This window comes from Streptomyces sp. NBC_01335, assembly GCF_035953295.1.
Taxonomy (GTDB): Bacteria; Actinomycetota; Actinomycetes; order Streptomycetales; family Streptomycetaceae; genus Streptomyces.
In genome coordinates, this window is the sequence record NZ_CP108371.1 from 20,748 (window position 1) to 33,715 (window position 12,968).

Below are 12,968 nucleotides of genomic sequence, written 5' to 3' on the forward strand. Positions count from 1 at the left end.
GGTGTCGTTACGCAGATCTGATGGTCAGGCCGGTCTCGGCGAGGCAGCCGTCAATGAGGTTGCTGCGGTACTGGATGTGCCGGAGACCGCTGCGGACCGTGCGGATGAGATGTTCTGGCGTGGAGAAGGCGACGTTGGAGAGCCAGCCGCGACGTAGCAGGGACCAGATGCCCTCGACGGGGTTGAGGTCGGGGGCGTAGGACGGCAGGTAGAGGATGGTCAGCCAGTCACGGGATTCGGCGAACTCCCGTAGACCTGCGGCCTTGTGGACGTTGAGGTTGTCCCAGATGAGGATGATCGGGCCGCCGAGTTGCTGGTGGGCTGCGATCAGCAGGTCGCGGTAGTCGCGCCAGGAGAAGCTTTTGCGCCCGTCACGGTTGCCTCCGTCCCGTCGCGGCCGGTAGATCAGCCGGGAGCGGTGGCCGGGCTTGTAGCAGGTCAGGGCGGCGATCGATATCCGTCTGCGCGAGCGGCCACGGACCCGCACCACCGGGGTCCGCCCGCGCTGCGACCAGGTCCTTGCGTGCGACGGCGTCATGGAGAAGCCGGCTTCGTCCTCGAAGACCAGCCATGCTCCACGGGCCGCCGCTAGCCTTCCGCGCGGGGCCACACCTCCTTGACCCACCCGGCCACCACCTCGTCGTCCCGCTCCATGGCACGACGGGCCGGGACCTGGCAGGACCAGCCGTTACGCACCAACAGCTTGCGGACACCTTGAATCGTGTACGTGAGGTGGAAGCGCCGTCCGATCACCGTCTTCACACGGTTCAGAGTCCAGCGCTGGTCCTCCCAGCCGTGCGCGGCCGGTCCTTTGGCCAGCTCGGACTCCAGCTGAGCGAACTGCTTCTCACTCAGTCGCGGCAGCGACGCGGGCCCCTGCGACCGCAAGGACCGTGGGCCGCCCTCGGACCACGTGTGACGCCACCGCTGCACCGATCGGACACTGACCCGCAGATCCCTGGCGATCGCCGTACTGCCCTCGCCACGAGCGAACCGCTCAGCCGCCTGGAGCCGTAACTCCTCGCGCCTGCACTGCCGTTCAGCGGTCAACCCGCCACCCTGTGGATACCTCATCCTCCCGTCATACCGCAGGCAAGCACCCCCCGTCAGCCCCTACGACTTCACGAATTCAATCTCAGTAAGTATTTCTTCCCCTGCCATCAAAATTTTTCAGAAGCCCTTGGCTTGCTTGAGGGTGGAGGAACTTCGCAGCCGGGGAGGCGGACAATTGCTTCTGTTCCTACCTCCGACGCCGCCCGAAGCTCTACCGTGCCACCTGCCTGACGAACGGCTCGGTCCACAATTGCCAGTCCGAGACCACTTCCCGGAAGGCTACGAGCGGCCGGCGAACGCCAAAATCTTTCGAATACATGCGGCAAGTCTCTCGGATTCACGCCAACCCCTCGATCACGGATTACAAGCACTCCGGAATTGAGATTCATACTGACAGATCCGCCGGGTGGAGAGAACTTCACTGCATTATCGAGAAGATTAACCAGTGCACGCTCCAACGCCGCCGGATCGCACCAGAGATACCAGTCCTGCAGGTCGTGTTCGAAGTCGACCTCCGGCCCTCTCAGCTTGACACGCGCGAGCGCACGCTCTGCTATCTCATGCAGAGGAACCAACGAGACATTATCTCCATACGAGCCGGAGTCCGCTCGCGAAAGAACTTGCAGGTCGGATATGAGCTCAGCGAGTTCTCCCACCTGCGCCTCAATTGAGTCGAGTAGCTCCACTAGCACTCCATCGGGAAGTTTGCGACCACTGCGCTGGCTTCTTGCTAGAAGTTGAACATTTGCACGCAGTGAAGTAAGTGGAGTGCGAAGTTCATGCCCGGCGTCAGCAACCAGCTGACGCTGGCGTTCGAATGAAACTGATAGCGCTTCCGTCATGACATTGAAGCTTCGCGACATTCGCGCGATTTCATCACTTCCTGCAACTGGGAGACGAATCTTGAGGTTCTGAGTTCGCGCTATTTGCTCTGCAGCATCGGTGAGGCGGACGACTGGCCGCAGGCCAGCGCGACTAATCGCAACACCAGATGTTGCGGCGCCGACGATACCCACGCCAGATATTCCCAACAAATAAAGAGCGAGCCTCTTGAGTGGCGTGTCCACGCCGCTCAAAGGCTGAGCAATCGAAATAGCGATATCCGAGGGCGCTCCCGGTACGCGCTCAGTCGAAACACGCATTTTTGTACCATCCTGAGATTCGGTATCATGAATCACCGAGTCAAGCTCACCTGCCGCAACAGCTACATCTGCGGCAGTGATCGAGTACTTAACGCCCCCCGGGTCAGCGCAGACCGTACCGTCGCTCATGACAACTTGCACAACATACTGAGTCGGCTTTTCGCTGAAATCCGGAGAGCGGCTTTGATCGACATCACACGACTGCAACAACTGATTGATATAGCGGGGTGACGCCTGCACGCTCCGAAGGTTGCTGTTCAACTGGTCCGAGAACTGATGCCTAGTCATAAGCCACGCGGCAGCCGCTACGGCGCTCACCGCGATGGCCACAGCTGCCGCTGCAGACAGTCCAAGCCGCAGACGCAAACTCATGCGGCGCAGCTCTTGTTTCTCGTGATGCACCTTTACCCCGTTCGTCGCCCCACAGTTGCGGAAAATTCGCTCCCATCAAAATCATCACGCCGTTGCTGGCAGCCATCACAGGCCACCAATGGGCATGCCAACAGTCTGCTCGGTCAACATGAGAGCTTCCTGAACTAGAACTCGTTGGGCACAGATCTTCAAGTCGGGGCAGGCCGAAGAATCACAATCTGACCTCAAACATCCCTAAGATCCCATAACGGGACCTTAGGGGGGTGTGTCCAGTAGACGGCTGATCCAGTTTTTTTTGGGGGGGTTCAGTTGGCGGCCGGGGTGAGCCGGCCTTCGAAGGCGATCTGGAAGGCGTTCAGGGGTGCCTTCCAGCGCATGGTCCACCGCTTGCGGCCCTTGCCGGTGGGGTCCAGGCTCATCAGGGCCATGTAGACGCACTTCATGGCTGCGGCCTCGTTGGGGAAATGCCCGCGGGCGCGGACGGCCTTGCGGATGCGTGCGTTGACGGACTCGATCGCGTTCGTCGAGCAGATGACCTTGCGGATCTCGACGTCGAAGGAGAGGAAGGGCACGAACTCGGCCCAGGCGTTCTCCCAGAGCCGGATGACCGCCGGGTACTTCTTCCCCCAGGCTTCCTGGAACTCGCTGAACCGCTCGGTCGCGGCGGCCTCGTTCGGGGCCGTGTAGACGGGCTTGATCGCCTTGGCGATCTTGTCCCAGTCCTGGCGGGTCGCGTGCCGGAAGCTGTTCCTCAGCAGGTGAACGACACAGGTCTGGACAATCGTTCGAGGCCAGACGGTCTCCACCGCTTCCGGCAGGCCCTTCAGCCCGTCGCAGATCAGCATGAGAACATCATCAACGCCCCGATTCTTCAGATCCGTGAACACACTCAGCCAGTACTTCGCACCCTCGCCGCCGTCGCCGGCCCAGATCCCCAGGATGTCCCGGTGGCCCTCGGCGGTCACTGCCATGACGACGTAGATCGGACGGTTGGCGACCTGCCCGTCCCGGATCTTGACGTTGATCGCGTCGACGAACAGGACCGGATAGACGGAGTCCAGCGGTCGGTTGGACCATTCCGCCATCCCGTCCATCACCTTGTCCGTGATCGTAGTGATGGTGGCCTTGGACACGCTCGCGCCGTAGACCTCGGCCAGGTGGGCGGAGATCTCGCCGTGCGTCAGGCCCTTCGCGGACAGCGACAGCACCATCTCGTCCACCCCGGACAGGCGCCGCTGCCGCTTCTTGACGATCTGCGGCTCGAACGAACCGGCCACGTCCCGGGGGACCTTGACCTCGACCGGGCCGACATCGGTCAGCACCGTCTTCGCCCGGGTCCCGTTGCGGCTGTTGCCGCTGCCCCGGCCCTCGGCATCGTGCTTCTCGTATCCGAGGTGATCGGTGATCTCGCCCTCCAGGGCGGACTCCAGCACCCGCTTCGTCAGCTGCTGGAGCAGCCCGCCCTCCCCGGTCAGCTGCAGGCCCTCGCTGCGGGCCCGGTCCACGAGCATCGCGACCAACTGCTCGTCACTCGCCGGCACGGCCTCCGCCGCCTCACTGCCCGGTATTTGCTCGATGGTGGTGTCGCTCATCTGGCGTCTCCTTGATCATCGGATCCGCCGATCATTGAACACTCCCCCGCGATGACGGCCGTCTCCATGACGACTCAGGCCCTCACTCGCCGCAAGCAGCTCCCCTTCGGCGAGGGCCGTTTCACAGGAAGCAGCACTCTTCCGGGGACCCGCAGCTTCGTCGGAGGAACCGCCGACCCCACCGGCCTCACCCACCTTGGTGCCCGGGAGTACGACCCGGCGCTGGGACGCTTCATCTCAGTGGACCCCGTCATCGACCTCGACGACCCCCTGCAGATGAACGCCTACGCATACGCCAACAGCCGACCCGTCACTGCATCTGACCCGGACGGCCAGATGTTCTGGGACGGCTTCTGGACCTACGCCAACAAAGCGGCAAAGGCGGGGAAGAAGCTGGTTCGCCAAACCCCTCACGTATTCAAGAAGGCCAAGAGGCCGCTGATCTCCTACACGAAAAAGTGGAACACGTATTCTCCTTCCGTCTACTACGCAAAGCAGACGAGTTCCATTCAGGGGAAATCAGTCAAAGCGAAGGCGACAGAGAAGGCGAACGCGACGGAGCGCAAGAAGAAACAAGAAAAGCAAAAGAAGAAGGATGGCGGAATCTGGGGAAAGCTCAAGGGGGGAACATCGAAGCTCTGGAATCACGCAAATAAGGAGATCACATGGCATAAAGCGGTCGATATTGGAATAGGGTTTGCCGCAGCGGCTGGCACTGCTTTTTGCATAGCCTCCGTGGCGTGCGGAGTGGGGCTATTCGCAGTCGGCGCAGCCGCCCTCTTCACGGCCGGACTAGGTGCCCACATGGCAGTTTCTACCGACGAAGAGAAAAAGCAAGGAGCTAGCCAGTACTTGAAGAGGACAGCAAAAGCAGAGGTGCAAGGTATTGTTAGTGGTGCGCTCTGCGGCCGCGGACCGGGGGGTTGCGTGGCTTTCGGCCCCAAGGCCGGTACGCCACTGGCAGGGGTTGCCCGAACGCAGCTGCCCCGAGAGGCGGCTAAGATAATCGGAAGAACTATTAGGAAGTACGCCTTCTGATTCGAACGCGCCGGGTGCGTAAGGGGAGCTCCCCTTACGCACCCGGCCCTCTTGGTTAAGGTTTAAGCGCAAGCATGACCCGCGTGACCATCGGAGTTCCATTGGTCATGGCTTGGATTTCGGGGCAATTCATGCGAGTTCTACACTCCCACCCCCGTCGCCCCGGAAAAGAAAGTGGCAAAAGTTCATGAGCAAGCTTTTGAAGTCGCCGACGCTCCCCTTCGATGAGTGGCTGTCCCAGCGTGATGCAGGGAAAGTCCTTGATGTTTCCCTGGTTAAGATTGGCATACTTATAGCGGCAGGGCACCTATCTCCGGCCGTGAGTCCCGATGGGGAGGAAGGAGTTATTCGTGATAGTGTCATCAGTGAGTTGAATTGGCGAAAATCGGCGACATTTTTCGATAAGCTCAGGCGGACGACAAAGGGAATTGTCAGCTTCTTTTAGATAAGGGTTTAGGGGAATTAACGCGTCGGTTTGATCTTGTTTTATTTCTATCGGGGCTGAGGAATCTCGTGACCGGGGCCGAGCCGAGCTCGGCCGCGGGGACACCAGACACTGCCCGGGGGCACCAGCGATGCTGGTGCCCCCTAAACGAACTGCGTGGTCGACTCCGCCAGCAGCGTCTACAGGGTGTCGGCGAGTTCTTCGATCCGGTCGGCGAGCTGGGCCGGCCGTCGCGGGCGCCAAGACTCGCACGGTGCGGACGGCCGCTCCGGGAACCTGCGCATTGGTTGCCGCCGGGGTGTCGGGGACGACGTTCAGGCGGCCGGCGTCCGCGTCGTAGCCCACGGCCTGGACCCGGCCGACGAGTTCGGTGGCGACTGCGGCGAGCATCGTGTCGAAGCGGGCGAGGGCGGTTCCGCAGGCGGCCGTGGCGGTCATGCCGCGCTCGGTCAACATCCGGCTGATCACGCTGCTCAGACCGAGTGGTTCGCGGCCGTCGCGCCGTACTGCGGCGGCACCGGTGCGCCGCTTCGGCTTCGGTCGGCCGGCGCCGTTCTTCTTCGCCGTTTCCCGGGCGGCGGTCAGGGCTTGGCGCGCGAGGTCGACCTCTCGCGGCTCCGGCTCGGGGGTTACGCGATCACCGCCCCGGTGGCGTCGCGGCCGAGGGCGCGGGCGGCGAGCTCCGGCATCCGGTCCATCCACGACCCGGCCCCGGCCTGGGCGGCTCGGTGTCCCGTGGCGGCCTGCTCGCGCAGCTGCTTCAGACGCAGCGCGAGCAGGTGCTGGGCGACGCGGTTCCGGGCGGTGGTGGCGGCCTTCGTCGCGGCGGCGACGGCGGCTTCGCCGGTGGGGTTGTGCTGGAACCACCTCCTGCCCTGCTCGGTCCGGTAGGCCCGGTCGGCCTCCGTGTCGGCTTCGTCGGTCCGGCCGAACGCGGTCAGCGCGCTGGTCTCGGCTTGGTCGGCGATCTGCTGGACGGTGCTGTGGGCGGTGAGCGCGGCCGCGAGGTCGGCGCGCTCCTGGTCGTCCTCGAGGTCGGCCGGGTCGGAGAGCTCCAGGAACTCCGCCCACTCGGCGGCGACCTTGCGGCCGATGGCTGTACGGACCCTGACATCGAGGGCCGCGACGTCAGCCGCACTGGCCGCAGGGTCGAGCGTCCGCGCCGCGACGAGCTGCACGGCCCGTACGGTGAGCGTCTCGGTCTCGCGGCGGCAGCCGCACGCCTCGCAGAGCCCACCGGCCCCGGTCTGCCCGCAGTCCTCGCACGCCAGCGCCTGGCGCACCGTGGCGGCGACGGCCGCGGCCTGACGCTCCAGTTCGGCCCGCTCCTGGGCGGCGGCGCGGGCCGCTTCGCGCTCGGCGTCCCGGACGCGGGCCTCCTCGCGGCGCCGTACGAACCGCGCGGCGTCAGCAGCAGTCTGGGCTTGCAGCCGCTCCTCGACGACCTGGCGGCGGGCGGCGTCATCGAGGCCGGGCAGCTCCTGGCCGACCTCGGCCACGATCCGGGCGCGGTGGGCGCGGCGGACGTGGAGCACGTTGGCGCAGTTCTCGCAGGCGGCACCGGTGTCGAGCCGGGCGCCGTCGTCGCACCGCCGGTCCGCGCACGCCTGACGCTGCACCAGGCCCCGCCCCATCAGCCACCCGTACGGGCGGTCGACCCGGGCCTCGCCACCAGTCTCATCAAGCCGTGCGGCGAGACGAGCCGCCAGCCGCCGAGCCGCCGCCTCCCGCCGCACCGCCCCATCTTGCTGGCCCATCCAGCCCTTCAGCCGGCCGAGCTCCGCCTCCGCGGCCGCCTCGACCTGGGCCTGCTGGAACCCGGACAGCCCCTGCCACAGCCACGAGACCGGCCCCAATGCCACCCGCAGACCGAGATCCTCCGGAAGGTCCACCCTCCGCTGCTGCTGCGTCTTTTCACCACGCACAGCCTGCGGCTGGCCACCGGCACCAGGACGGGCAGCCAGCTGTCCACCAGGCTCATCGGCCGGGGACTCCTTGGGCTGTTCCCCGCGCAGCGGGCCGACCTTGGCCGCCCGGGGCCCGGGGACGGCCGCGGCGTCCTCACCGTCGACGGCCTGGTCCTCGCGGTCGCACGCGCACTCCGGCAGCGGACCTTCAGCTCCACGGCCTTCGCCGGAAAAGCCACCAGAGAGCGAGAGAGACCCACCGGGAGTAACCACAGAAGCGTGAGAGGCGTGAAGGTGTGCAGCATCGGCGCGGTCTGCCGAATCGGACTCCAGGCCCTCCCCGGCACCCTGAACCCCAGTAACTACAGGGATCACAGCCTCCACCATCGTCTCAAGATCGCCGCATGCAGTAACGGCGAGGTCTGAAAACACCGCTTCGGTGGCCTCATGGGCCTCCCGGACGGCGATCCCGTGCGCCTGAGCGACCGGCAGCAACCGGACTCGGCTGCGCGCGTTCAACCCCGACGCCGTCTCCCGTCGGTCCACCGACAGCACGTTCCACTCCTGGAGCCGGGACAGCACCTTTGCCCCGCCCGCCGGCGAGCAGCCCAGCAGCCGTGCCACCGTCGCCGCTGGACGGCCCCGTTCGCCGTCCACGCTGCCCGAGCACAGCTGCAGCCAGCCCTTCGCGTTCGAGGACAGCACCATCAGCAGCAGCCCGAGCCGGTCGGTCGCCGCCCCGCGCCCCGTACGGTCCGCGAGCATCCCGGCCGGGGTCACCCGGCCGTCCTTGTGATTCCAGCCCGGCGCGAACAGCGCCTCGATCAGCGCCAGGAGCACAACCAGCTCCACCCGCGACAGCGCCAGGACGTGCCGTCGGTCCCCGCCGTGCTGCGCCCGGTACATCGGGATCACCCAGCACTTCAGGCCCGTCACCCGCCCCGCCGCGCTGACCGTCTCGTTCGAGCCGACCACGCCACGGTCACGCAGCTGCGGAAGGACGTGGTGCCCGATCCGGGACGGCTTCAGCCCGACCCACCGGCCGAGGTCCGTCGCGGTGATCGTCGCGCGGTAGTCCTTCGCCACCTTGGCCTTCGCCATCAGCACGACGGCCGCCAGGCGCACCGGGTCGTCCGCGTCCTTCAGACCGGGGTCCGACAGCAGCGCGCGCACCGCCGCGAGCAGCCGGGTGCGCATCGTCTCGGTCAGCTGGAGCGGGTTGCCCACCTCCAGCCGCGCGACCGGCCCGGCCTGAGCCGGGACCGACCGCAGCCGACGGCGCGCAGCCCCGCTGACGAAGGTACGGGGGCGCGGGAGCACGGCCGGTGCCGCTACGGCGCTCATCGGCCCACCACCCCGGCGAAAGCCCCGGAGCTCGTACGGGTCGCGATCTTCTGCATCTGCATGGGGTCGGTGTACACGCCAAAGCGGACACCCCCCTGAGCAGGAAAAACGCTCGATTCGTCATCCACCCGATGACCCTGCATCGGGAGCCCTGTGGACAGAGGCCAGCGAGCCCCGATTGCCCCCAACCCTCCCGCACGGCGGGCAACAACTTCAGAGCCCGTCCCGCCACACGGGAAGCCGCTCTCGCGGACGTCCCCGTCGACGGAGTTGTTGACGACCTCCGCGAGCGGGTGCACGAGCCGAGCGGCCGATACCGCGACCGTGTCCCGCAAGGCCGCTCCGAACGCGCCGCGCTCGTAGCTTCCTACCGGAAATTCAACTTCCGGTACGGAACGGAAAAAGCTGGGCGAACGGTACGCCGATCCCGTCACACGGGACGACCGCCGCGCCTGAACCGGGGTGAAACGGACAGGGCCAAGCTGACAGGGGGACACCACTTCGGGCACTATAAGAACGACCCACCTTCCATATAGCTGAACGAACCGAGCCCCTCGGGGCTGGACGGCCAGATGTGCGGATGTGCTGGGACCGCCCCCTTCGTGAGAAGCGGGCGGATCTAGATCGGGTGGGGGGAGATTTCTCCTCCCCTCCCGGTTCTGGTGAACCGCAGGGCCCCTGTCATAGGGCCCCGCGGATCGGTAGGGCATCGACCGTTGTCAGCGGCCGGGTCTTGCTGGTGGCCCTTGTCAAAGGGGCCGACCCGCTTGTCAAGGCGGGGTTTATGAGAGATGAACTGGCTCGATGAGCCGAAGCTCAGAACCGGCGTCAACCGGAACTGAGCAGCCGAACTGAGGTGTCACGCCCCAGTCGGTGCGAAGGGCCGCGCTGGCCGAAGCGGATTGTCAGTCCGCAAGGTGGCCGCGCGGCCGGTGGCGGCTACGTCACCCCGACCCCCTTGAATCCAAGGCTGGCGTCGGCATGCCCGCATCCGCTTTCGCGGCGTCGGGGAAGCGTTCGGCGAGGCCCTTGAGGAGACGCAGGTAGTTCTCGCGGTGCGGGCGTCGAGGGCTGGTCTGACCCAGCTCCCAGCGCGTGACCGCGACCCTCTTCACGCCCACCGCGTCCGCGACGTCCTGCTGGGTGAGGCCGGCCGCGAGGCGCAGCTTCGCGCGCACACGCGGAGACGGCAGAGCCTCGGGGAGGCCGTTCAGCAGAGCGTCCACCCGCTGCGAGCGGTCCGAGTCGGACATAGCCACGCCTTCCATGATCGTTGTAACCATGAAAGATACACGGCCCGGCTGAGCTATGGCGTCGCTGAATGTCGTGCCGCCGGAGGAACAGGAGATGGCCGTCGTCATGCCAGTTTCCCGAGATGTGCGTTGACGGCCTTCGCGGCCGCCGACAGCTCGGGCAACTCCACCACTGTCACCCCAGCTTCCACCAGCTGCTCGTAGCCGACGCAGTCGTCGACGAACAGGCTTGGCTCGCGCCAGGCAATGACGACGCGCGGGATGCCGGCCTCGAGGATCCGCTGGGCACAGGGCGTACGGGAGGCGCTGCGCTGGGAGCAGGGCTCCAGCGTGCTGTAGATCGTCGCCTCCGCGAGGCGCGGGTCGTCCTGGGGGAGTTGGGCGAGGGCGACTTCCTCCGCGTGCTCGCGGGGGCCGGTCGCGCGGGAGTAGCCGGACGCCAGCTCGGTGCCGTCCTCGCCGACGATGACCGCCCCGACCGAGTAGGCGCCCGTGGCCGGAGGGCACAGCGTGGCAAGGTCGATCGCACGCTGTATCCAGCGCAGGTCCTGGGCTCGGTCGGGTGCGTACATCAGGCGGTGCGCTCCTTCGGGGCGTAGCGGACGAAGACCACGTCGTCGATCGCGCGGACCTCCAGCACCTTCATCCGGGCCGTCGATCCGCCGGGGTAGTCGGTGGCGCCCAGGAAGCGCGCCGCCTCCGGCTGACCCACCAGCAGCGGCGCGATGGCCAGGTGTACTTCGTCGGCGAGGTTCTGCGACATGAGCTGGGTGTGTATGGTGCCGCCGCCCTCCACCATCAGCCGCTCGACACCGCGGCGCCCGAGCTCATCGAGCACCAGGCCCCAGTCCAGTTCGGGGCCGACGCTGACGACGTCAGCGAGGCCGCCCAAGGTGGCGCGCACCTTCTCTACCGCTCTGTCCACGGTGAGCACGAGCTTTTCGCCGCCGTGGTGCCAGAACTTGAGGTCGGCGGACAGGTCGCCGCTCGCCGTGACGGTGACCTTCAGGGGGTACTCGGGCTTGCCGGCGGCCACGCGCTTCGCCCGGCGGTCGTCGCTGTTCACCAGCAGGCGAGGGTTGTCCCGACGCATCGTGTTCGCACCGATCAGGATGGCGTCGGATTCGGCGCGGACCTGGTCCACGCGGTCGAAGTCGCGCTCGTTGGACAGACGCAGCCGGTCGGCGCTGGTGTCGTCCAGGTATCCGTCGACCGACGTGGCGGCGGAGAGGATGACGTACGGGCGAGTGGTCATGTGGTCGGGGATCCGTTTCTCTCAGGACTGGTGGGCAAGGACAGCATCGAAGTTCTCACGGAAGGCGGACACCTCCGGCTGGCGCTGCCACGGGACCAGCGTCCTGTCGAGGTTGACCAGCTCGCGCATGATCCGGCCGGAGCCGGTGTCCCGTGCGACGGCCAGGGCCTGGAGGCCAACGGCGGCGGCCTCTTCCGGTGAACCGGCGCCAGCGTGGGCGACCGCGGCGCGGGCCAGGTAGACGCCTCGGTCTCGGTGGTAGCCGGCGGGCAGGGCCTTGATGGCGTTGGTGAAGATCTCTGCGGCCTGAGCGTGCTTGCCCAGCACCTCCAGGCCCTGCGCGCGGTGGACATCGAGGTACTGCTCGTTCAGCCACACGCCCCAAGGGGTCGTGTCGCTAAGGACGCGGTCAAGGGCGTTGCGGACGTCGTCGATCGCGCGCTCGCTGTCGGTGGGCTCACCCCGAAGCGCGTGGCCGTACGACTCGTAGGTCCTGGCGACCGCCGCGAGGCGGCTCCGGGGCCGCGCCATCCGCTGTGCCGCCTCAGCCAGGTCGACAACGTCGACCACATCCCGCTTCTCCCCGGCGAGCTGTGCCTTGCGCGCCATCACGTAGGAGGTCAGGTCGCCGTCGCCGACGGTGTGACTCCACTGGAACGCCCTGTCGAGCCAGAACTCTGCGTTGTCGAAGTCGCCCATGTCCTGGTAGAGCCAGGAGGCGAACTCCGCGTACTGCGTCTGGAGTTCCATCAGGTCCTGACGGTCAACGCCCTTGGTGTCGCGGCGCAGCGTCTTGATCTTCTCGATGTGGTCGCGCACGGCTGCGATGGCGGTCCGCGGCCCCATCAGGTTGTCGTTGTCGATCAGCAGTCGGCGAGCCTGCCTGAAATGCTCGACAGGCGTACCGCTGTACGCGGCCGCCAACCGCGAGGGCTGCTTGAAATTCTGAGCGATCCCGGAGTCCGCGACCGCCGGCGTGCCCACGCCGAATGCGGCCGCAGCGCCGATGCCTACCCCACCACGCAGCAAGTCGCGTCGATCGAGCGCCACGAATACCACCGATCCATCCCGTAGACGAGCGGGGACAAAGATCCCCTCGTGATCAGACGCTGCCCGCTGGATGCCCACTGTGGCCAGTCCGAGCGACGCTTCGGATACATGGGGAGCAGAAACGGATACAGGAGCCCGACCGGATACATCGAGGTTGATCCGCTGCCAGAGGTCGACCAGCACACCGCCGGCTCGGAGTAAGGAATCGATCCGCTCGACTTCGGCCCGGTCCTTCGGCGGGCGGCTGGCGTTCTCCCATTTCTGCAGCTTGGAGTGCGACATGAAGGACTTCGCGGCCAGATCCCGGAGGGACATTCCGCGGACCTTACGGAGCTCTCGAAGCGTGTATCCGAAGCGGTGCAGAGGCGACTGCTCCGGTGTCAGCTCGTTCGGCTGCTGCCCCACTTGGTGATCCCTCCATGTCTCCACTCGGTGTATCCAGCGGCTGGATACACGCCCGATCTAGAACTCGCTCCCGGGCTGGGCCTACAACTTTGCTAACGAAGTTGGACCGGCC

At 66.2% G+C, this 12,968-nt stretch carries 9 protein-coding genes; 1 reads left to right on the forward strand and 8 read right to left on the reverse strand.

The genetic code is table 11. The annotated features are described in order from the left end of the window. Positions 1-7: 7 nt before the first annotated feature. The 3 genes from OG599_RS35570 to OG599_RS34605 all read right to left on the reverse strand — a co-directional run bounded on the left by OG599_RS35570 (position 8) and on the right by OG599_RS34605 (position 4,159). Positions 8-1,074 (reverse strand): IS630 family transposase gene (locus OG599_RS35570; protein WP_442809636.1). Its coding sequence is split into 2 segments (ribosomal slippage): positions 8-628 and positions 631-1,074, totalling 1,065 coding nucleotides; the frame shifts between segments, so codons are not numbered across the junction. Between the two features lie 86 nt (positions 1,075-1,160). Then, positions 1,161-2,597, reverse strand: a complete 1,437-nt coding sequence (locus OG599_RS34600) for a sensor histidine kinase (RefSeq protein ID WP_327180323.1) — start codon at positions 2,595-2,597, stop codon at positions 1,161-1,163. A gap of 275 nt (positions 2,598-2,872) precedes the next feature. Continuing rightward, on the reverse strand, positions 2,873-4,159 hold the full coding sequence (locus tag OG599_RS34605) for an IS256 family transposase (RefSeq protein WP_442809735.1): 1,287 nt from the start codon (positions 4,157-4,159) through the stop codon (positions 2,873-2,875). Between the two features lie 51 nt (positions 4,160-4,210). Here OG599_RS34605 and OG599_RS34610 point away from each other — a divergent pair, with 51 nt between their 5' ends. Further along, positions 4,211-5,197, forward strand: coding sequence for an RHS repeat-associated core domain-containing protein (locus OG599_RS34610; RefSeq protein WP_327180324.1), 987 nt, complete (start codon positions 4,211-4,213; stop codon positions 5,195-5,197). A 1,074-nt stretch (positions 5,198-6,271) separates the two neighbouring features. Here OG599_RS34610 and OG599_RS34615 read toward each other — a convergent pair. The 5 genes from OG599_RS34615 to OG599_RS34635 form a co-directional block, all read right to left on the reverse strand. Then, positions 6,272-8,893, reverse strand: coding sequence for a hypothetical protein (locus OG599_RS34615; RefSeq protein ID WP_327180325.1), 2,622 nt, complete (start codon positions 8,891-8,893; stop codon positions 6,272-6,274). A gap of 944 nt (positions 8,894-9,837) precedes the next feature. Next, a complete protein-coding gene (locus OG599_RS34620; RefSeq protein ID WP_327180326.1) occupies positions 9,838-10,146 on the reverse strand; it encodes a helix-turn-helix transcriptional regulator in 309 nt (102 codons plus the stop codon). Between the two features lie 104 nt (positions 10,147-10,250). After that, positions 10,251-10,718 (reverse strand): deaminase, encoded by a 468-nt coding sequence (locus OG599_RS34625; RefSeq protein ID WP_327180327.1) that lies wholly within the window; start codon positions 10,716-10,718, stop codon positions 10,251-10,253. Next, a complete protein-coding gene (locus OG599_RS34630; protein ID WP_327180328.1) occupies positions 10,718-11,401 on the reverse strand; it encodes a RibD family protein in 684 nt (227 codons plus the stop codon). Before OG599_RS34630 ends, OG599_RS34625 begins: the two co-directional genes overlap by 1 nt. 21 nt (positions 11,402-11,422) lie before the next feature. Further along, positions 11,423-12,880 (reverse strand): helix-turn-helix domain-containing protein, encoded by a 1,458-nt coding sequence (locus OG599_RS34635; RefSeq protein WP_327180329.1) that lies wholly within the window; start codon positions 12,878-12,880, stop codon positions 11,423-11,425. Positions 12,881-12,968 lie beyond the last annotated feature (88 nt).